Source organism: uncultured Parabacteroides sp. (genome assembly GCF_947855115.1).
Lineage (GTDB): Bacteria > Bacteroidota > Bacteroidia > Bacteroidales > Tannerellaceae > Parabacteroides.
The window spans coordinates 66,277-87,896 of record NZ_CANTZW010000015.1 but is presented as its reverse complement, the minus strand read 5'-3'; the positions used below and the strand labels follow the sequence as shown (position 1 = coordinate 87,896).

Annotated in this window: 18 protein-coding genes; 5 read left to right on the top strand and 13 right to left on the bottom strand. The window is 47.3% G+C overall.

Translation table 11 applies throughout. The features are described from left to right. Positions 1 to 98: 98 nt before the first annotated feature. Genes Q0110_RS10780 through Q0110_RS10765 form a run of 4 tightly spaced genes read right to left on the bottom strand, consistent with a single transcriptional unit; the run spans position 99 to position 4,527 of the window. Positions 99 to 1,703 carry an MFS transporter gene (locus Q0110_RS10780; RefSeq protein ID WP_297906156.1) on the bottom strand — a complete coding sequence of 535 codons (1,605 nt, stop codon included), beginning with the start codon at positions 1,701 to 1,703 and terminating at the stop codon, positions 99 to 101. After that, a complete protein-coding gene (locus Q0110_RS10775) occupies positions 1,700 to 2,770 on the bottom strand; it encodes an HlyD family secretion protein (protein ID WP_297906155.1) in 1,071 nt (356 codons plus the stop codon). Before Q0110_RS10775 ends, Q0110_RS10780 begins: the two co-directional genes overlap by 4 nt. 16 nt (positions 2,771 to 2,786) lie before the next feature. After that, positions 2,787 to 4,106: a TolC family protein gene (locus Q0110_RS10770; RefSeq protein ID WP_297906154.1), complete on the bottom strand. Its 1,320-nt coding sequence runs from the start codon at positions 4,104 to 4,106 to the stop codon at positions 2,787 to 2,789. Next, positions 4,087 to 4,527, bottom strand: coding sequence for a MarR family transcriptional regulator (locus Q0110_RS10765; RefSeq protein ID WP_297906153.1), 441 nt, complete (start codon positions 4,525 to 4,527; stop codon positions 4,087 to 4,089). Before Q0110_RS10765 ends, Q0110_RS10770 begins: the two co-directional genes overlap by 20 nt. 688 nt (positions 4,528 to 5,215) lie before the next feature. Between Q0110_RS10765 and rlmB the strand changes: the two genes are divergently transcribed. Further along, the gene (gene rlmB, locus Q0110_RS10760; protein WP_297906152.1) at positions 5,216 to 5,959 is read left to right on the top strand and encodes a 23S rRNA (guanosine(2251)-2'-O)-methyltransferase RlmB; all 744 of its coding nucleotides are present in this window, start codon (positions 5,216 to 5,218) and stop codon (positions 5,957 to 5,959) included. Positions 5,960 to 5,986: 27 nt separating this feature from the next. Then, positions 5,987 to 6,367, top strand: coding sequence for a RidA family protein (locus Q0110_RS10755; protein WP_297906151.1), 381 nt, complete (start codon positions 5,987 to 5,989; stop codon positions 6,365 to 6,367). Between the two features lie 125 nt (positions 6,368 to 6,492). On the opposite strand, the gene Q0110_RS10750 is transcribed toward Q0110_RS10755, so the two are convergent. Next, positions 6,493 to 8,343 (bottom strand): YgiQ family radical SAM protein, encoded by a 1,851-nt coding sequence (locus tag Q0110_RS10750; RefSeq protein WP_297906150.1) that lies wholly within the window; start codon positions 8,341 to 8,343, stop codon positions 6,493 to 6,495. 153 nt (positions 8,344 to 8,496) lie between these two features. On the opposite strand from Q0110_RS10750, the gene Q0110_RS10745 reads away from it, so the two are divergent. Then, complete coding sequence (locus Q0110_RS10745; RefSeq protein ID WP_297906149.1) at positions 8,497 to 9,498, top strand: malate dehydrogenase; 1,002 nt, start codon at positions 8,497 to 8,499, stop codon at positions 9,496 to 9,498. A gap of 171 nt (positions 9,499 to 9,669) precedes the next feature. Beyond that, positions 9,670 to 10,323 (top strand): CatB-related O-acetyltransferase, encoded by a 654-nt coding sequence (locus Q0110_RS10740; RefSeq protein ID WP_297906148.1) that lies wholly within the window; start codon positions 9,670 to 9,672, stop codon positions 10,321 to 10,323. 93 nt (positions 10,324 to 10,416) lie between these two features. Here Q0110_RS10740 and Q0110_RS10735 read toward each other — a convergent pair whose 3' ends face one another. The 6 genes from Q0110_RS10735 to Q0110_RS10710 all read right to left on the bottom strand — a co-directional run bounded on the left by Q0110_RS10735 (position 10,417) and on the right by Q0110_RS10710 (position 19,017). After that, entirely contained in the window at positions 10,417 to 11,571 is a 1,155-nt protein-coding gene (locus Q0110_RS10735; protein ID WP_297906147.1) for a carboxymuconolactone decarboxylase family protein, read from the bottom strand. 197 nt (positions 11,572 to 11,768) lie between these two features. Continuing rightward, positions 11,769 to 14,261, bottom strand: a complete 2,493-nt coding sequence (locus tag Q0110_RS10730) for a prolyl oligopeptidase family serine peptidase (RefSeq protein WP_297906146.1) — start codon at positions 14,259 to 14,261, stop codon at positions 11,769 to 11,771. Between the two features lie 65 nt (positions 14,262 to 14,326). Beyond that, the gene (gene ispE / locus Q0110_RS10725; RefSeq protein ID WP_297906145.1) at positions 14,327 to 15,142 is read right to left on the bottom strand and encodes a 4-(cytidine 5'-diphospho)-2-C-methyl-D-erythritol kinase; all 816 of its coding nucleotides are present in this window, start codon (positions 15,140 to 15,142) and stop codon (positions 14,327 to 14,329) included. A gap of 126 nt (positions 15,143 to 15,268) precedes the next feature. Next, on the bottom strand, positions 15,269 to 16,108 hold the full coding sequence (locus tag Q0110_RS10720; RefSeq protein WP_297906144.1) for a Bro-N domain-containing protein: 840 nt from the start codon (positions 16,106 to 16,108) through the stop codon (positions 15,269 to 15,271). A gap of 150 nt (positions 16,109 to 16,258) precedes the next feature. Further along, on the bottom strand, positions 16,259 to 17,674 hold the full coding sequence (locus Q0110_RS10715) for an MFS transporter (RefSeq protein ID WP_297906143.1): 1,416 nt from the start codon (positions 17,672 to 17,674) through the stop codon (positions 16,259 to 16,261). Positions 17,675 to 17,697: 23 nt separating this feature from the next. Then, positions 17,698 to 19,017, bottom strand: a complete 1,320-nt coding sequence (locus tag Q0110_RS10710; protein ID WP_297906142.1) for a folylpolyglutamate synthase/dihydrofolate synthase family protein — start codon at positions 19,015 to 19,017, stop codon at positions 17,698 to 17,700. 82 nt (positions 19,018 to 19,099) lie between these two features. On the opposite strand from Q0110_RS10710, the gene Q0110_RS10705 reads away from it, so the two are divergent. Beyond that, positions 19,100 to 19,357 (top strand): TIGR03905 family TSCPD domain-containing protein, encoded by a 258-nt coding sequence (locus Q0110_RS10705; RefSeq protein WP_297906141.1) that lies wholly within the window; start codon positions 19,100 to 19,102, stop codon positions 19,355 to 19,357. Here the strand turns inward: Q0110_RS10705 and Q0110_RS10700 are convergent. Both Q0110_RS10700 and Q0110_RS10695 read right to left on the bottom strand, forming a co-directional pair. Beyond that, complete coding sequence (locus Q0110_RS10700; RefSeq protein WP_297906140.1) at positions 19,347 to 20,030, bottom strand: response regulator transcription factor; 684 nt, start codon at positions 20,028 to 20,030, stop codon at positions 19,347 to 19,349. The genes Q0110_RS10705 and Q0110_RS10700 overlap by 11 nt on opposite strands. Positions 20,031 to 20,052: 22 nt before the next feature. Next, positions 20,053 to 21,579, bottom strand: a complete 1,527-nt coding sequence (locus Q0110_RS10695; RefSeq protein ID WP_297906139.1) for a HAMP domain-containing sensor histidine kinase — start codon at positions 21,577 to 21,579, stop codon at positions 20,053 to 20,055. Positions 21,580 to 21,620: the final 41 nt, after the last annotated feature.

Genomic DNA, 21,620 nt, shown 5'->3' with positions numbered 1-21,620 from the left:
TTCCTATACAAAACGGATGCCAAAATATCCTTGGTAAACTATAAATGACAAAAAGGCAGATTCCGGCTGATAGATTTGCAGCCGGAAGAGCGATTCGATCAAACCATATCATCTCCCGTTTTGGCGAATGTGACGCGGATCGTTTTATGGAACGGTATGAAACGGGACACGATCGCTATGAATAACGAGATGACCAATAAATAGCCCAGTATCTCTTTTAACGCCAATAATAGGCTTTGTTGCTGCAACGTACCATAAAGCGTATTGGTAGCCATCCGGACGGCCTCGTCGTAGGGATGCCCTTGGGCCAAGGCGCTGCCAAGCGACTGGTTATAACGGGAGGCTGCCAACGGATCGGCTAGCGTGATGGTCTCCGACAAGGAATACATGTATTTTTGCTCTAAGCGATATAATATATTACTGTAAAATGAGGTTGCCATGATAGGAGACAATACCGAGCGGAATATAATGAGAAAAAACGCATTTGACAATAAATATTTGGGATTCAGGTCTTCGACGGCAAATAAGGCGAAAGCTATGATTAGGACCATCATACCCAGTCCTCTGAGGAATATGGGGAAGTAGAGCATCTCGTATCTGCTGTCTGGCGAGATCCCGAAATAAAGGCTCCCGAAGAAAATGACAAAGCAACTCATTCCTCCGGCTATCAGGAAACGAAACCGCCACCGCTGCCACCGGAACCACCAAAAACATATGAACGCGCCTAGCACATATCCCGGAAGCAAATAGATATAGAGGGAATAAGTGTGGGTGCTGTCTACTTTTAGGATATTGGTCAGGTAACTGGTCAACAAGGTCGTGGAGGTACTGAAAAACATGACGAGCATCATGTAGAAATAGCCGATGATGGCTTTCGGCTGGAACAATGGAGCCAGATTCACGTACGGACGCTCCGAATGGTATTGATACCAGATGAATAAAGCGATCAATATGGGGGCGGTCATAATGTAAAGGCAAATCTTGGGAGATGCCATCCAGTCGAGCACCTTCCCGTAGTTGATGACATACATGAGCATCAACAACCCTATGGATATGATGAACATTTCCCGGATATGCAAATCCGCCAAGGGGATGGACTTGATGGGCCGGTTATGACGGAAACAGATGATCACCATCAATAGGGCTAATAAGATCATCAGCATCATGAAATAATACATATATTTCCAGTCGTAATGATAGGCTAGCTGGGCGGTAACTAGCATAGACGCTTGTCCTCCTCCGAAGACTAAAGGATAAAAGTAGGAGTAGAACTGGCTACGTATGTTTCGCGGACTGAATATCTTTTGCGCGTACCGGATAAACCAAAGCATGAGGAAACCTTTCAGGAAACCGATCGCGAAACTACAGACGATCAATATGTCGGCGTTCTGGGAGCGGGCGCAGATCCAGCTTAAGAAGAACTGGGCGACTAAATCTGCCGACAATAGGAATTTTATCGAGAAGGCTTCTAGTATTTTCGGGATAATCGGGTAAGATACCGCCATTCCTGCCGCCGCCGCGTAATACCCCATGGTTATATCCTCCGTGTTCGTGCCGAGCGTGCTCGATACCTCCAGCATGCTGCCGGTATACGAGCCGTTCAACATCGTGACCGGAAGGATGACGATGAAGATGCAAATTAACCCTAACCAATCTGGTACCCATTGACGGATAGGTACCCCAAGCTCTTTCATCGTGATCATTTGCGTAGGGCTTCTGTTTCAACCATCATACCAGCCCTTAAACATCGCGTATCTTCCGGCGATAGATTTTCCAAGTCGATCCGGACCGGGATACGCTGTTGTACCTTGACGAAGTTGCCTGCGGAATTGTCTGTCGGGACTAATGAGTATTTAGAGCCTGTAGCGTCGGAGATGGCGGTCACTTCCCCATTAAATATTTTTCCCGGTAAGGCATCTACCTTGATACGTACTTTTTGCCCGATATAGATATGGGCGATCTGGGTTTCCTTGTAATTGGCCGTGATCCATTTGTCTTTGTCCCGTACAAGATAAGAGATGGTTTGCCCGGCTTGTACATATTGTCCGGGTTCCAAAGTCCGTCTGCCCACATGACCGTCGTAAGGGGCGGTAATGACCGTATAGGAAAGGTTTAACATCGCTAGATCCAGATCCGCTTCTTTTCGTAAGATCGCTGCCGCGGCTCCCGTCGTTTTCTTGCTGGTTTCGGTGAATTGGGAGAAAGCGGCCTTCTTTTGCTCCACCAACGCCTGGTATCGGGCTTGCGCCGCCTCGAAAGCGGCTTTGGATTGCTCGTATTGTTGCTCGGGTACGGATTCTTCCTTTAGCAGACGCTCGAACCGGTGGTAATCCTGTTCCAGTTGCCAGAGTCTCGCTTTGGCCTCGGCTATATTGGCATCCTGTACGGCGATGTTCGTATGGGAAGTCTCGATGCCGGAGCGGAGCACCTCTTGTGATCCTCGGGCATCGATCAGCGCGGCCTCGGCCTCTTTTACTTTGATACGGTACTCTCGGTCATCCAGTATGAGAAGCGTATCTCCTTGGTGAACGTATTGGTGTTCCTTGAAGCGTACCTCCTTTATATAGCCGGAGGCACGTATATTCAACGGGGCGATATATTGGTCTACAAAGGCATCGTTCGTCACCTCATAATTGATGTAGCGCCAGAAATAATTGGCTGTCCACCAAATACCGGACCCCGCTAAAAGGATACATATCAAGTTCAATAGAATGTTCTGTGTCCTTACCTTTTTTAGTTTCTGATGTTTCTCTTTCAATTCGTTTGCCATAGTCGTTTGTTTCTTTCTAAAGACGGCCGCAAGCCTTCTGGAGTTGGTAGTAAGTGTAAATCACGTGGCTACGCGCATTCGTGAGCTGTAGCTCCGCGTCGAGGAGAACCGTGTTCGCGTCGAGTAAATCGGTTAAGATCGCCAATTGGTTCAGGTATCTGTTTTGCATGATCCTGTAGTTCTCTTGAGCTTGCCGCACAGACAGTTTCAAGGCTTCCACTTCTTGCAAAGCCTCCTTATGACGTAAAAACGCGGTACGTACCTCCATACGGATTTTCTGCTTTTTCTGTTCCTCCTCGTTTTTATGTAATGAGACCATCCACTTGCTTTCCTTTATCTTATGGTTGTTTTTATATAAAGAAGATAAAGGGTAGGAGAGCGACAGCCCTATATTCCAGTTGTTATTGTACATATCTGCCAGTGTCCGGGAGACGGGGCGCGCCAATGTGTTCGACGCGTATAGAGACAGGCTGGGTAGTGAGGAGGATTTGGCCAGGCGTATATCGTTCCGGGCTAACTCTGTTTGTTTGCGGAGTAGGCGTATTGCCGGGTCATTGGCGTAAGCTTGGGCCACATAATCCTCATAAGTCTCTAGGGATACGATTTGATCCAGCAATGTGGTATCCGGTTTCAACAGCAGATTCTCATCGAGACCGATCAATATATCCAATTGCTGCGATACCAGTATAAGGCTGTTCTCGGTCTCTTGCAGGGATAGGCGATCGTTGGTTAATTGCATCTCGCTCCTCAATACGTCGTTGTTGGTTATCAACCCCTCTTTTTTCATGCGACGGATATCTTGCAAACGCCGTTCCGATTCCTCGATGTTACGGGATAATACCTCACGTTGCTTAAACAAGCTGAAAAGGCTGATGTATTGGTTGAGCAGGCCGAGCTTGATCTCTCCTTGGTCTGTTAGCGTTTGTAAAGAGGCGATTTCTCTTTCCAAATCCGCTTTCCGGATAGAATACCGTATCTTACCGCCTTGATATAAAGGCTGGGTAAGGTCGATGGCATAGTTCTGTGACCAGTCGGGCGTTTCCGGACGTGTCGGGTGAGACAATCCCTGCTCGAAAAGGACAGGTTGCCCTACATAACCACCTCTCAGGCCGATTTGCAGGTCTGGCAATCGTGCGGAACGTGCCGTATGTGATCTTTCTTGTGCCGCGGACTCTTTCAAGACATCCGCTTGTATCCGCAAATTGTGCCGAACGCCTCTCTCAAAGAGTTGGTCGACGGTCAAGAAAAGCGAATCAGTCTGGGAGATTGCCGGAAACGTAGCGACCGCCGTGCAAAACAGGCTCAACGCATGTTTCTTATATATTCTCAAGAACATTATACACGGCTTTTAGTTCGGATAACATGGTTTCTACGTTTTCTATTCCGATAGAATGTTCCGCTTGTACGTAAACCTGATCGAGGATCGGGCGAATTTGTTTTTTGAGCTTTTCTCCTTCCGGGGTCAGGAAGACCAGTTTATTCCTCCGGTCCTCGGGATCTTCTTTCCGGTGAACATAGCCTTTTCTCTCTAGATTATTCATTAGGTTTGTCAGGCAAGCCTTATCCTTGGCCGTTCTCTCTGCCAAGGCCTGTTGCGTAATGCCTTGTTCGTGCCATAAGCTGCTTAAGATTTGAAGCATCTCGAATGTTATACCGGCGTTGTTCTTTTTCAGCGTTCGTTGCATAGACCGACGAAACGCCATACGGGTGCGGACAACTTGTAGCATAAGTTCCCGGAATTCTCTACCTTCTACCATACTATAATTTTTTACCTTGCTGGACGCAAAGGTAGTGGTTTTCCTCGAATTAGTCAAATGTTTGACTAATCGCCGCTTGCTCTAGGGCGTATTTGCCCTGTGTTTGCCACGGTAATGGCAATGCTGTGCCATCTAGGTGGCACGACCTTGCCATTACCGTGGCACAGCTGTACCATCAGCGTGGCACGGCTGTGCCAAAGCGATAAAAAATGTTGGCAAAGTATATGCTTGTGGTACAAGTTGTTCCTCCTTGCTCATGGCATCTGCCAAGGGGATGATCATGAATGGACCGGGACCTTTTCCCCTTATATTTTCCCATGCGTAACACCACGGCCCGTTCCCATTGGTCGGCGATGCGTATCGCCGAGGCGAGGAGCCCGGAGAGGAAAATCAAGAACGCTAGTATTATAAGGATGCAAAAATATTCATACCACAAAATTTTCCGCAAGAGTTTTTTGGTAAACTTTTATGTACTTTCGCGGGTAAAAAGAGAAAATGATAACATGGCCTTCAGAAGGACATTTCTAGGAGAGCGATCGGAATACGGGCCTTTATGCCATAGATGTTACGAGAGGGCAGAGGAGTTGAGAGTTGAAAATGACGCTGCGTCGCATTAACTTTCAATTCCCGATTTTCAACTTTCAATTATTTATCCTTACATTTGTAAAATAAATAGTTTTATATCAATATGAAAGAAAACGAGATGGTGTTCGGCATCCGTGCCGTGATTGAGGCTATACAGGCTGATAAGGAGGTAGATAAGATCCTTGTGAAACGGGATTTACAGGGGGATCTATCCAAGGAGTTGTTCGAGGTGCTGAAGGGCCGCGAGATACCGGTACAACGTGTCCCGGCTGAACGCTTGGATCGTTTGACCCGGAAGAATCATCAGGGGGTGATCGCTTTTATGTCGGCGGTTACCTATCAGAGTTTGGAGGATATCGTTCCTTTTGTGTATGAGCAAGGGAAAGACCCTTTCATCGTATTGCTGGACGGGGTCACGGACGTGCGTAATTTCGGCGCTATCGCCCGTACCTGCGAGTGTGCGGGTGTGGATGCGATCGTGATTCCGGCCAAAGGGAGTGTCTCGGTGAACGCCGATGCGATCAAGACCTCCGCAGGAGCTTTGCATGTATTGCCGGTTTGTAAGGAGAGGAGTATCAACCAGGCGATCCGTTTCTTGCGACAAAGCGGGGTGAAAGTATTTGCCGCCAGCGAGAAAGCGGTAGAGAATTATACGGCAGTGAGGTATGAAGGGCCGGTAGCGATCGTGATGGGAGCGGAAGACACAGGGGTGTCTCCGGAGAACTTGCGTATCTGCGACAATATGGTGAAGATTCCTCAGTTCGGGACGATCGGTTCCTTGAATGTGTCTGTTGCCGCTTCCATTGTGGTGTACGAGGTGGTTCGCCAACGTATGAACGAGCAATAATAATATGTATATAAATCAGAGAGAGAAATGAAGAAAGTTATCGCTACAAAAAACGCTCCCGCCGCAATCGGTCCATACAGCCAAGCGGTGCAAGTTGGTAATATGCTGTTCGCTTCCGGACAGTTGGGGATTGATCCTGCTACCGGGCTTTTCGTCGAGGGATCTGTAAAGGAGCAAACAGCCCAAGCGTTCAAGAACGTTCACGCTATCTTGGCCGAGGCTGGTTATAGTATCAATGATGTGGTAAAAACGACTGTGTTTTTAGCGGATATGGGCGACTTCGCCGCTATGAACGAGGTATACGCCTCTCAATTTGAAGGTGCGTTTCCCGCACGTTCGGCAGTGGCCGTCAAGACCCTTCCGAAAAACGGTTTGGTAGAGGTCGAGGTGATCGCCGTGAAAGAATAGTCATAAGGAATAACGGGAGTAGTCTCATCGCTTGTCGGGACTACGCCCGTTACCCCTCAAGGTTACTTGCGTGATGCAATGGAGCCGCTCTCATAATCCGTTATATAGGTAATATCGGGAGCCTATTACCTTTTCTTTCTGTGAATGGGATTTGTGCCGTCACCCCGACCGAATAGTTTCTCGATCAAATCCTTCCGTCCCATCTTTTGCAATACTTGCGTGATCTGGCGGCGCGACTCGGGTTTATACCAGAAGAAGAACTGGCGCTGTGCCAATTTCTGTTCTTTCGAGCGGGCCGTATATACTTTCTCCAACGTATAAGGATGATAGCCGGTATAATACATCTCGGTGGCCAGTGTCATGGGCGTAGGCGTGAAGTCTTGTACCTGTTCCAACTGGAAATGCAGGCTTTTAGTGATTACCGCCAATTCCGCCATATCGGCCTCGGTACATCCCGGGTGGCTGGAAATGAAATAGGGGATGAGTTGCTGGTTCAACCCGTATTGCCGGTTTACCTTGTCGAATATCTTCTTGAACTGTCCGAATTGCGAGAAAGAAGGTTTTCGCATTTGCTTTAACACCTCGTCTTGCGTATGTTCCGGGGCCACTTTCAAACGGCCGGATACGTGGCGGGCGATCAATTCCTCGGTATAGGTCTGGGCCGCCTTATTCAGGGACTCGTCTGCGTAACGATGTAAGAGCAGGTCATAGCGTACGCCGCTTCCGATAAACGATTTCTTGATACCAGGGAGGCGATCTACCGCTTTGTAGATATCCAATAACGGTGTATGGTCTGCGTTCAGGTTCTTGCAAACAACGGGGGAAATACAAGAAGGCTTTTTGCATTTAGCGCAAATTCGCTCGTCTTTGCCCTTCATGCGGTACATATTAGCGGAAGGACCTCCCAGATCGCTTAAGTACCCTTTGAAATCGGGCATTTCGGTGATCGCTTTCACTTCCTTCAAGATCGATTCCTTGCTTCGCGAGGCGATAAACTTCCCTTGATGTGCCGATATGGTGCAGAATGCGCATCCTCCGAAACAACCCCGGTGGATATTTACCGAGAACTTGATCATCTCGAAAGCCGGTATCACTTTCCCTTTGTATTTGGGATGTGGTAAGCGGGTGTAAGGAAGGTCGTAGGAGGCATCTATCTCCGCTTCTGTCATAGGAGGGAAGGGGGGATTCACCACGATAACCTGTTTTCCCACTTTTTGCAAGATCCGTGCGGCGTTGTATTTATTCGATTCCTCTTCGATATGCCGGAAGTTCTTCGCTTGTTTCAATTTGTCTTTCAGGCATTCCTCGTGCGAGAAAAGCACGATATCATCCTCTTTCGTTTCCACTTTATCTGTCAGGTAAACCGTCTGCCGGATGTCTTTGATCTCGTTGAAAGGAATGCCGGATTTCAGGCGTTGTACCAATTCCTTGATCGGTTTCTCGCCCATGCCGTAAATCAGCAGATCGGCCGGGCTGCTGGCCAAGATTCCTGGCAACAGCTTGTCTTGCCAATAGTCATAATGCGTGAGCCGGCGTAATGAGGCTTCGATGCTGCCCAATACGACGGGTACATCCGGATAGAGTTCTTTCAGTATTTTCGTGTATACGATCGTCGGATAGTCCGGACGCATCCCCGGACGCTGGTCTGGTGTGTAGGCGTCGTCGCTACGTAATCGCTTATTGGCGGTGTAATGGTTAATCATAGAATCCATGGCACCGGCAGACACGCCAAAGAAAAGCCGGGGAGCACCCAGCTTCTTGAAATCCCGGTAGTCGCCCCGCCAGTCCGGTTGCGGTACGATCGCCACCCTTAAACCTTCGGCTTCCAGTACACGGCCGATAACAGCCGCCCCGAAAGAGGGATGATCCACGTAGGCATCTCCCGAGAAAAGGATCACGTCGAGGTAATCCCATCCCCGTGCCTCGACTTCTTTTTTCGTCGTGGGCAACCAATTATCTAGTTTAAATGTTTTCATAATACAAAGGTACGTGATAATCTTGGAATAATCATAGAGACGCCATTTATAACTTTTATTTATGGGGGATTCGTTTTTATGATTAGTAAGAGAACTATTAATCTCGTATCTTTGTGTCGAAAAGAAAAACAAACATTTAAAACAAGGATTCTTATGAAAACACTCACAGACGAGAAGCTGACGATTGTCGGCGCAGCAGGTATGATCGGTTCTAATATGGCACAGACCGCTATTATGATGGGCCTGACTTCCAATATTTGTTTGTACGACCCTTACGCACCGGGCTTGGAAGGAGTCGCCGAGGAATTGTTCCATTGTGGTTTCGAGGGTGTGAATATCACTTTCACCTCGGATATCAAGGAGGCTTTGACAGACGCTAAATACATCGTAAATTCCGGTGGTGCGGCAAGAAAGGCCGGTATGACCCGTGAGGATCTCTTGAAAGGAAACGCCGCTATCGCCGAGGAGTTCGGCAAGAACGTGAAGGCTTATTGCCCGGATGTAAAACACATCGTGGTTATCTTTAACCCGGCGGATATCACCGGTTTGATTACTTTATTGTATTCCGGCTTAAAGCCTTCTCAGGTCACGACATTGGCGGCGTTGGATTCTACTCGTTTACGCAGTGAGTTGGCAAAGCATTTCGGTATCTCTATGGATCAAGTCGAGAATTGCCGCACGTATGGCGGTCATGGCGAACAGATGGCCGTTTTCGCCTCTACCGCTAAGGTGGATGGTAAGCCTTTGGCAGAGCTTATCGGTACGGATGCCTTGACGAAAGATCAATGGACCGAGATACAGACAAAGGTTACGAAGGGGGGCGCTAACATTATCGCCTTGCGTGGCCGTTCTTCCTTCCAAAGCCCATCGTATGTATCTATCGAGATGATCGCTGCCGCTATGGGGGGCAACCCGTTCCGCTGGCCGGCTGGCGCTTACGTATCAAACGGCAAGTTCGATCATATCATGATGGCTTGGGAGACCTCGATTACGAAAGAGGGCGTGGCATTGAAAGATGTACATGGTACTCCGGAAGAAGAGGCGGCGTTGGAGAAGAGCTATAAGCATCTTTGCGCTTTGCGTGACGAGGTGATCGCTATGGGCGTGCTTCCTGCTATTTCCGAATGGCATAAATTGAATCCGAATATCAAATGATCGGAAATCAAGTGATTTAGATTCTTGCGGATATATCGAATCCCCGTTTGGATGGCTTCATGCCGGAAAACGGGGATTCTTGTTTTTATTTTATAGAAACTAGTTTCCGTTGCCTATTAAAAGGTTATCTTTGTAAATAGAATTGGGTCTAATCCTATTCTACGATATGCAATGAGAGATAGTATTACTCCCGATCCCAATGTGGTCTTTCCCGTAAAAGGATTTGATAATGTTACATACGTAAAACCTACGATAACAAAACCCAATATTATCGTTGGGAATTTCACTTATTTCAGTGATATTGATTTTGAGAGACATGTTACTCATCATTATGAGTTTTATGGGGATAAACTGATAATAGGTAAATTTTGTCAGATAGCATCGGGAGTGGAATTTGTTATGAACGGGGCGAATCACCAAATGAATGCCGTATCTACGTTTCCTTTCTATATATTAGAAGGATGGAAACAAGATGTGCCGTCTTTATCGGAGATGCCTTTTAAAGGAGATACGGTTGTGGGAAATGATGTGTGGATTGGTCAGAATGTAACCGTCATGCCTGGAGTTATCATTGGAAACGGTGCTATTATAGGAGCAAATTCTGTGGTTGCCCAAAATGTAGAGCCTTATACAATTGTTGCCGGAAATCCCGCGAAGGTTGTAAGGAAACGATTTGACGATGAATTGATAGAGTTATTGCAAGAACTTGCTTGGTGGGATAAAAGCATTAACGAGATTAACGCTCTTATCCCTATTTTGACTTGCGGCGACTTACGAAAAGTTAAAAAAGCTATCCAAAATTTAGTTGTTCATGATGATGAGTAATAAAGTTCGTTTCTCAAAAATGTAGGTTTCCGAAAGGTATTACCTTATTTATTCTCTCCAAACATTGCTCAGATGCGCTTTTTCGTTATGCGCCTATTTTATCTTTAGACCGGGGATCAAGGGTGTGCTATCTATCAACTCCAGTTCTTGTACCATCTGTAATGTTCCTTGCTTGTATTTTTGGAAATGGGGTGTTTGGATATGGCTTTTGTAAGCGTCTTGATCTGCGTAAATCTCAAGGATGGTTACTTTATTCGGATGCTCTTTCTCCGATACGGCATATAACGTAAGGACACCCGGCTCTAGACGCATGGAGGCCTCGATCTCTTCTTTCAAAAAGGCGTTATAACTGTCTAGCTGGGCCGGATCAACCGTGATCCTGGACAGACGAACTAAGTTTTTCCCGGGAGCTGGTCGAGAGGATTCTTTAATGATCTTCAACGCTTTGATGGCAGAAGGAAAACCGATATAGGGGAGGCATTGTATAACCGCTGCCGTAAGGGTCTCCTTGCTGTTGCCGGCCAGTAAGTTTCCTTCGAGATGCGAGTGAAGCTGACTTTCTGCTCCAAGGGTGGTTAGTATGCAATAAGCCAATAACTCCCGGGTCTTCAAATCTAACCCGTTACGGGTATATATATCGCCGAAGCAGAATTCAGTAAGGAACCGTTCTACTTCCGGGCCCATATTTCCCGGGACATCTCTCATGGCTTCTTTAATTCCCTCGCCATAAAGCCGGCTTTGTATGGCTTGCCCTTCCTTGTGGCGGTCTTCTTCCGTAACGGTAGCTTGTCTCTCCAGAGGTAAAGCGATGCCTTGTCGCTTGAAAACCTCGTTTATGGTGCTTAAGGCATTCAATGTTTTCGGGAAACCGATAAATGGGGCACATAGATATATTGCCTCTCGTAGCTCGACAGGGCTGACTCCTACGTTTAGCGCCGCTTGGGTGTGGGCGTTCAGTTGAGGTAAAGTCTGCATCGTGGCCAGTACGGTGCAAGTGATAAGTTCTCGGGTCTTTTTATCAAGATCTCCCGTGCGGAACACCTCTCCGAAGATAAATTTCTGGAGAATGTCCATCATTTCCGGATCTGTTCCTTGTCCGGTCAATGCCTCGCCTCCGAATAGCTCGGCGTAATTCTTTTTACAGAGTTCGATTCTGTCCATATTCTGTTCTGTTTTAGATGTTGGGATATCTTGTGCGAAGGCCGGTATGAAGCCTAGCAGGTAGAGTACGATTACTTTTGTTTTCATAAGGATCTCATTATTGTTTGACTTTACAAAGGTATTTGGATTTATCTCAAGCACATGTATACATATTACGGATGTTTGTATCAAAATTACCGTTTGCGAACGGATCAAGATTGGATAACATTGGGCTTGGGCAAACAAATAAAGCGCCTGCGATTCCCTGATGGGAGACGCAGACGCTTCCTTTCGAATAAACAGTCTTATAAAGTACGATCCGGATATAAGGCTTCCCACCATTCCGGCTCATCTTTCAGCCATTTGGCGAACCATGCGTAGATTGTATTTTGCCAGCCTATACGCTTCTGATAGCCTACGATACCATGGTTCTCGCCATCCACCTGTACGAATTCCACGGTCTTTCCCAGGATTTTCAAGGCAGCGAACATTTGGATACTTTCTCCGATCGGTACGTTCGTATCGGCGTTACCGTGAAGCAATAGGAGCGGGGTCTTGATCTTATCGGCGTTGAACAATGGGCTTTGCTTGGTAAAGAACTCCGGGGCGTTCCAAGGATAAGTCCCAGCATTGGCTACGGAACAATAGCCATACCCCCAATAGCCTTCGCCCCAATAGCTACTTAGCGCGCTGATACCGGCGTGGCTGATGGCAGCGGCGAATATATCCGTGCGGGTTTGTAGGTATTGCGTCATGAAACCACCGTAGCTGGCACCGATGCAACCGATCTTCTTTTCGTTCACGAACGAGTGTTCCTTGCAGAATAGTTTAGTGCCTTGGATAATCTCGTCGGCGGTCTTTATACCCCATGCGTTCACGTGGCGGGCGGCGAATTCCTGCCCGAACCCCGTCGTTCCACTAGGATTCAAGGTGTAGACCACGTATCCTAGAGCTGCGTACATGTGCATGGAATAACGCATTTCAAGGGCACGGTTCGTTGGAGAGGTTCCCCCATAGTAATAAACGATCATCGGATATTTCTTGCTTGGGTCGAAATGAGGCGGTAGATAATAACGGCCTTGGATGGTTGTTCCGTCATCCGACTTGAAGTTCCAATCGTGAACCTCACCTAGTGCGATGTCTTTTAATTTTTCTAGCGAGAGGTCATACATCAAACGGTTCTTCCCGCTTTTCAGGTCATAGGCGTAAAGGCGGTTGGCGTTGGACGTACTTTGTCCGTAATAGAAAAGAACCGGGGCGTTGTCGGCCAATGCGTATGATGTGATAATGTCCTCGGAGACGGCTACTTGCTTGATTTTCCCGTTTGCCGGGTCGCAAGTGTAGATCCGCTGGTAATCCTTGTCCTCGCAGAGAATGTAGATCTGTCCGTTGAAGCGGTTCCATACGGCATCGATCACGTTCGGGTTGAAATCCTTGGTGAGCGGGGAGGCTTTACGGCTTGTCAGGTCATATAGGAATAGCTGTCCATCGTATGAGTTGGAGATCTGTTCCTGCTTGATATTACGTCCGATCCCATCGAAGGCTTCACCATCGCCGGCTACTAATAACTGCTTACCATCGGGAGAGAAAGCCGCTTGGTTTACGTAAGGAGCTTTTTCCCAGATCGTATCGATCGCCATGGTCTGCAAGTCCAGTTTGTAAAGGGAGTTGCGGGAGTGGGGTAAGGAGGTGTACACCCGGTCGCTGGTACTGAACAACAGATAACGGCTATCGGCGCTGATATCGTTGATATAGGTATCTGTATGTCCGAAGGTAAGTTGCTCGTACAATCCTGTTTTCAAGTCATAACGCCAGATGAAAGAGCGGTCGCGGAAACCTGGGATACGATCTGCCGGCTCTAATACACGGATCAGGTCCGTCCCTTCCTTGGGGCCTTCCTCTTCTACGGTGTAAATAAGCGCGGATTCATCGGGGGTGAATATGAACCGGCCTTTCGGGAGGTCCGGTACTAATACCGTTTGTTGGTAGGTAACCGGATCTACGGTTACCAGCTCCGTACCATCTAGGCCGGTACGGGTGTAATACAACAGGTTACTTTTAGGCATCCATTTGGCGGTCGCCAGGAAACCTCCGTCTTGCAATAAGACCCGTCCGGTAGCGGCATCCATTAATTGCCCGTACGATTCGCTCTTGCCTTCCGGGAACCGGTTGACGTATTTTACCAAAGCATATTTCCCGTCCGGAGAGACACTTACACCTTGGAAATCTTTTCCTTCTATGATATTCAGGAGGGTATAACGCTTCTCCGGGTTCAAAGAGGCTACAACTCTTGCGTCTGCTTCACTCTTGAAGGTTGCCTTTAGGCTGGGAGGACAGGTGTCGGTTTCCGCTGTCAGGTATTTAACGATTACTTGATAGCGGCGGGGTTCCATCACCAACTCGGAAGATGCTCCGACCGGTTTGTCATTGACGAATACCTCGAATGCCCCGGGACCCGATATTTCGAGCGTACCTTTTACGTACCGGTCGCTGTTCAAGAAGAAGGAAAATAGATGCAAGGCGTATCCTTTTTGCGGGGTGGCGAAAGTGATCATTCCTGCCGTGTCTGCGTTGAGGACTGTAGCGTTTGCCAGCGTTTGCTCGAACGGTAAGGTCGCTTTTAATAGGGTTTTCGCCTCGAAAGGCTTACCGTTTACATTGAGGCTGTCCGCTAGGATCGGTTTGTTTACCGTGAACGGTCCCGCATGTTGGAATTGCGTCACTTTCACGTCTTCCATGGCGTAAAGCGAAAGGGCGGAAAGAAGCAATGCCGGGATTAAGTTTGTTTTTCTGTTCATATATAAATTAGTTTAGGATAAACGTTTTTACGCAAGCGATGCGAGGCTGTAAAGTTCTATCGGATTTATGGTAACTGCCCTTCCCATAGAAAACAATCGCTGAATAAGGATCGTTCCTTGAAGTGAGTTGGTTTCTCGAACAAGCCGAATACGGACGATCCGGAACCAGACATGGCGGCATATAAGGCGCCTTCCTCGTATAAAGTGTCCTTGATCCGCTTGATCACGGGATGCTTGGGGAATACACTTCTCTCGAAATCGTTCACTATCCGCTCTTTCCATTCGGATACAGGCAATTTGATGATCTCCTTCAAAGAGGTCTCCGGGACTTTTGGTGTCACCATCGAATAGGCTTCTGGGGTGGAGACGGCTACGTCCGGTTTGACCAAACAGAGGTAATAATCCTTCAGGGATAAATCTACGGGCTCGAACTGGTTTCCCGTACCGGTAGCAAATACCGGCGTGTTACGGATAAAGAACGGGCAATCGGCTCCAATGGCAGACGCTATCGCCTCTAACTCATCCGGGTGGATACCCAAACCACAGAAATCATTGACTAGCTTCAGCATAAAAGCGGCATCGGCAGAACCGCCTCCCAATCCAGCGCCAAAAGGTATAGCTTTCAGCAAATGGATCTCCAGCGGAGGAATCTCGTATCTCGCTTTTAGTGCGTTCAGTGCTTTTATGACAAGGTTCTTCTCTTGGGGAGCGTCTACCGGGATTCCGGTTTGCGTGAGGCTTTGCTGATCAGAGGCGACGATCTCAAGGGCATCCTTTACGGGGATCGGATAGAAAATGGTCTCTATATTATGATAACCGTCCGGACGTTTGCTTACCACGTTCAGACCTAAGTTTATCTTGGCATTCGGAAAACAGATCATAGTACTTAATGTTTGTTTTTATATGGTACGCGAAGATAAGAAGATATCCTTATAAACTTTATGTTTTATTGTTCTTGTTGTTATTAGGAAAGAAGGAGACGGGGCTTGCCCCGTCTCTACAAATAGCTATGCGTCTTCCTTGTTTTGTTTTAGTTGCAAGATATCTTTGGCATTGAGTGAGGTTACGACGGGCTGGCCGGTTTCTTGTTCCAGTCTCATACGTGCTTCTTTGGCGATATTACCTCCTCTATGGGCAACGTTCATATGGTCTACCATTGTTTCCGGTGTTGTCGCCTCTGATATTTCTTTGGTGGAAAGTTCGGCGAGCATGTTTAATACCAATTCTTTATTGGTCATATTGTCTCGTAGATTCTCTTTTTTCAGTCCCTTGAATTGTTTGTATTCCTTAGCTGTCTTTCCTGCCCATGTTTTATAAATGATATCGGTGAGGGTGGCGAATTGCGTCCCTTCTTGCAGGCCATGAGATTTCCATTCGTCGGTCAGGTCTTTGCGTATCTCTATACTTTTAAGGCGTTGATTGATCCAGCTATCCGAATAACCTAACCGTTTGTAGTCTGTCATTGCTTGTTCGATGGATAATTCGGGATCTTGCATTTGGTCAAGCCGCTCTTTAGCGACCTGTGCCATCCACAGTTTAAAAGGTTCAGCCTTGGGAGAGGGGATGGATTGTATCAGGCGGAATAACTGCTCGGTGGTGGCGACATCGGTTAGGCGCATTTTACCGTCTTCGGCAAGTAATCTCAACTGGCTACAATTTGTAGCCGTTTCGTTCCCTTCTTTTTTTAAGCGTGTTTTTAGTACGCTCCAATACTTTCTCGGGTTATCACTTTCGGTTAATACGGCTATTACGTCAATGATGGAGAAGAACCATTCTTCCCGTTCGCTGTTCCAAACAGTACGTACTTTTTTCTCTTCAAAGATTTTGATTGCGTTTTGTTGTGTCATTTATATTATATATTAGTTCTTACAAAGATAAGGTTTCCGTATGAATAAACGTAGAAGGATCTATTTTTACTTGATACCAAAAGTATATAAATATAAAAGGTGTGATAAAACCTGTTTACCACACCTTCCATATATCCGGATCGGCCTTTATTAAGGCTCTGCGAGCATTTCTTTGGCGATTATCTCGGCCTCGGCTTTATCTGAATCTTTTTGGATGTTGGGCAATTCAAGGCCATAACCTTTGATTTTGTCCTCACGTTTCAACATCAAGGCGATAAAGAGGGCGAGTACACCGAAGCTGGCGAAGACCGCCATTGGTATCGTATAGTCGTAAGCCGGCTTACCCGTGCCATTGTCGATTTTACAATACGTATCCAATATCCAGCCAATTAATAAGGGCACCATGCTTAGACCGATATTCTGTACCCAGAAGATCAAGGCATAAGCCGTACCTAATTGTTTCTCCGGGATAATCTTCGGAACAGATGGCCACATCGCCGACGGAACCAAAGAGAATGCGATACCCAGTACGACCATCACGATGGTAGCGAACCACCATTGGTTCAAGATCGGAAGCGTAAATAATAAATGTACGCCGATCAACATCAAGGCTCCATAGATCATGATCGTCGCCCCTTTACCCTTGCGATCGTATAAATTACCGAAGAACGGGGTCAGAAGAATCGTACCGAAAGGTAGGATAGCCGGGATGTTTCCCGCCAGTTCCGGATCTACGTTATATTTATTGACCATCAAATCCGTGGCGTATTTCAAGAAGGGGAATACGGCCGAGTAGAACAATACGCAAAGTAGAGCGATTAGCCAGAACCCCTTGCTGGTTACGATCAACACGATATCTTTCAAACGGAATGGTTCTTCCTCCTCCGCTTGTTCAATAGCGTCCATCGAAGCGTCTAGTTTGCGATCCATCACGCAAAATACGAGGAAGGCGATCAAGCCGATACACAACATGCAAAGGCAAAGCAAGATGGGAGCGGAGATACTACCGAAATACTTGGCGGCGGGAACCGTGATAGACAAGGCTAAGGCCGTACCCAAACGAGCCGTAGCCATCTCCAAGCCCATTGCCAACGCCATTTCTTTACCTTTGAACCATCGTACGATAATCTTAGATACCGTGATACCGGCGGTCTCCACCCCGACACCGAAAATAGCGTATCCGAAGGCCGCTACCATCACTTGCGCTTTCCATCCGAAAAGCTCTCCTTCCATCGTGAACGAATCCGAGATGGCATAATATTTAATGGAACAACCGATAATCATCAAAAGACAGGAAGTGACCCCAGTGAAACGAACACCCATCTTGTCCAGAATGATACCGCCGATAATCAACATGAATAAGAATACGTTGAACCAACCGTAAGCGCTGGTAAACCAACCATATTCCGTACTGTTCCAACCCAACTGTTCTTCCAGCATCGGCTTGAGCGGAGCCATTACATCCGTGAGGAAGTATCCGCAAAGCATCGTGAATGCCGCCAAAGCGAGCACACTCCAGCGTGCGACTTTCGAGTCGCTTAGTTTCTGATGAATTTTTTCTATCATGATATTTGTTTTATAGAGTTATATTATTTGTTTTCGTCTTCTTTCATGAACAAAGGGAGAGCGTCCGCTACGATAAACGTACTTCCTCCGATAAAGATCAAGTCGTTCTCACGGGCGCAATCTAACGCTTTCTCGACAGCGTCTTGTACCGTATCGCAAAGAGTCCCTGATAAACCGTGTCGCATGGCCTGCGCCGCGAAATCCTCTACAGGCATCGCTCTTTCCACGGAGGCTTGCGTGAAGAAATAAAAAGCGTCTTGCGGCATCAGGGAGAGTACACCATCGATATCCTTGTCGTTTACCATACCTACAACCATATAGATTTGCCCGCAATATTCACGCAATACTTTCAGGTGCTCCGCTATGTGTTCCCAACCACCTACGTTATGTCCCGTATCGCAAATTACGGTAGGTTTAGAGCGCAAGGTTTGCCAGCGTCCTTTCAGACCCGTTAATTCCGTCACGTGGCCGAAACCCTCGTGTACCGCTTCCGGGATAATATCCACGCCCAGTTCCGAGCGCAATATATGGATGGCAGATAATACGGTTACGGCGTTTCTTACCTGTACCTCTCCACCAAGCTGTCCTTCTATTTCCCCATATTCAACGGAAGGGAAAAACCATTTACCACCAACCGTCAGCTTACATTCTTCTTTTACCATATCCATTCGTTGGGCGTAATAGAAAGGTGCGCCTACTTTTTCTGCTTTGTTCTTGAAAACGTCATAAACCGTGTGTTTCTCCGTTTCTCCGAGAAGTGCCGGTACGCCTCTCTTGATAATACCGGCTTTCTCTGCCGCTATTTTCTCTTCCGTATCCCCTAGGAATTGTGTATGGTCCAGACTGATATTCGTGATGATACTCAAGATTGGCTTGATGATGTTCGTGCTGTCCAAACGACCTCCCATCCCGACCTCGATAACGGCATAGTCTACCTGTTGGTCTCGGAAATACTCGAAGGCCATGCTGGAGGTTAGCTCGAAGAAGGAAGGATGCAGAGGCTCGAAGAAAGAGCGATGACGCTCGACGAAATCGACCACGTAATCTTTGGGGATCTTTTTCCCGTTCACCCGGATGCGTTCCCGGAAATCCACCAAGTGGGGAGAGGTATAAAGCCCGACTTTGAAACCGGACTGACGGAGGATGGCTGCCAGTAAATGGCAGACCGAACCTTTGCCGTTCGTTCCGGCTACATGGATCGTTTTATAAGCTTTATGTGGATTTCCCAGATAATCATCTAGGGCGATACTTGTACCCAAACCGGGTTTGTAGGCGGAAGGTCCGCTGTGTTGGAAGACCGGGATGCTGGTATATAGATAGTGTAGCGTTTCCTCGTATGTCATGCTTTTATAAATTAGATGCTACAAATGTAGTTAATTTTATTTATACCTTCGCGACTTGTTTATAAAAAGGAAAGAAAAGAAAATGGAGACACAACGTGTGACCTATACGCCCCAAGGAGGCGTTTGTTCTAAGTTGATGGTAATCGATGCTCGGGATGGCGTGATAGAGAATGTGCAGATCGTGGGTGGTTGCCACGGAAACGGGCAGGGCATGTGCGCCTTGCTGAGAGGTATGCGTATCCAAGATGCGATCGGACGTTTGTCCGGCATCGATTGCCATGGAAGGGGTACTTCATGCCCGGACCAGATGGCGCAGGCATTGAAGCGATTCAACCAATGATCAATTTGTATCCGATTCCCCGGATATTTAAGATCTTGATAGACCCGTCTTTCGATAACTTATGGCGTAGCTTGGTGATGAAGACGTGTAGGCTGCGGGCGTTGAAGAAAGAGTCATCTCCCCAAAGGTCTGTCAAGATCTCTTTCATCGGTAATACTTGGTCTTTATTGTCGCAAAGGCGTTTCAGTATCTCGGATTCCCGGTTGCTGAGGAGTTGTTTTTCCCCTTGGCAGGTCAATGTCTGCGTGATGGAATCGAATGTATAAAGCCCTATACGGAAGGAGGTAGCTTCTTGCTTCTGGACAGATACCTTATGCAGCAGCGCCTTGATGCGCACGATCAATTCTGCCATGCCGAAAGGTTTTTTCAGATAGTCGTTGCCTCCTAGCTCGAAGCCCTCCACCACGTCGTTGGCCGCGGAACGGGCTGATAGGAATAAGACAGGGGTATGCGTGTCTGTCTTACGGATCAATTTGACCATCGTGAAGCCATCCATCTTCGGCATCATGATATCCGCTACGATAATGTCCGGATTGATCTCCGCGTAGCGGGAGAGGCCTTCCTCGCCATTCGCCGCTAGGGTTATGTCGAACTCGTTTCCATCCAGCGTATCTTTGATGATCATTGCCAATGTAGGTTCGTCTTCTACTAATAATACTTTTATCTTTTCCATGTTTGATCGTTGATTTTTCGGGTTATCGTTTAAAATGCAGGGTAAAGGTAGAACCTTTGCCGAGTGCGCTTTCCACACGAACCGTTCCTCCGTGTTTACCCATCATGTCTTTTACGTAATACAACCCCAGTCCGTAACCTTTCACGTCGTGGATGTTGCCTTGGGGAACCCGGAAGAACTTGTCGAATATCTGTCGCAGGTTGGTTTCGCTGATACCCGGGCCGTTGTCGGTTACGGAGATTGTTGTCTCACGGTCGTTTTGCCGGGCGGCTACTTCGATACGGCAAGGTTCCTTGTCGGCATATTTGATCGCGTTATCGATAAGGTTGCTCAGCATATTATATAGGTGGGTACGATCGGCCACCAATTCTATATCCTCGGGAATGGAGCTGGTAAACTCCACGGGTTTGTTCGCTTTCAGTCTATATTGCTCAATTAAGGGGGCCGTAAGCCCGCTTAAAGAGATCGTTTCGGGCCGTAAGCGGAAAGTACTGCGGTTCTCTACGGCGAGCGTCAATATTTGCTCCACCAGTCCGGTAAGATGAATAAGCTGGTCTTTTACGATCGTCAGGTATTTCCGCTGTTTCTCATTGACAGGATCGCCGAAATTCAATAATGCGTCTACGGCGGCATAACCGACGCTGATCGGGGTTTTCAGCTCATGTGTCATGTTGTTGGTGAAATCGGTCTTTAGCTCCTCCACGGTCTTTTGCTTCAAGATGGTACGGAGCAAATAGATGAAAGCGCAAATAATCAGCAAAAGCAATAGGAAAGAGGAGATCAGGATACCTTTCATCTGGGTGAGTATCACGCTGGCCGGCGATTTAAGATACAAGCGATATAGTAATGTACTCTCGTTATGGAGCGGGTAGTCGAAATACGTCGGGTTTTTCCATGTAGTGAACCGTTCCGGATTGTTCAGGTGCATCCAACTTTTCTCTTCCCCGTTGACCGACTTATAAATTGTCACCAACTCATGTTCTGTCATGATATTTCTAGCCTCCAGCTCCAAAGTCAATAATTTGTTGTAAGCCTCGAAATTGACCGGTTTTATGGAATCTATATTGGCGTGCATCGCTTGTTGCACCATATCTTCCAACTCTCCGATTATGTATAGATAATCCGTCAGCGTAGAGTCTATCGAGCTAAACTCTTCCTCATCGTCCCCGTAATCGATACTTACCCCTAGGCGTGAGATGGGGAGCTTTGTCTGGAGTTCCTTCCTCTCGTCGGTGTTCGTATCTTGCTCATCGATATGGGTACCGTTTTGTTTGTCCGTATCGTGTTCATCGGGCGAATCTGCCGCCGAGTTGAAATAGATCTCTTGGGTTTGAGGCCCCAGCACCCCCTGTTCTTTCTTGACAGACCGGATGCGCAGGAACAACTCCTTATAGTCGGCGATCTTCATCGCTTCCTCTATATTGATCTCCATTTGCTTATATAAGGTTTCATATAAACCTTTCAACCAGTATCCTTGGAATACCAGTAGCCCGGCTAGCGATAAGGTGATCAGCAAAGCGATTAACTTAAAACGAAGTCTGATGTTCATGAACTCTCTTTATGCTTGTAACCGAATTTATCGCTAAAATA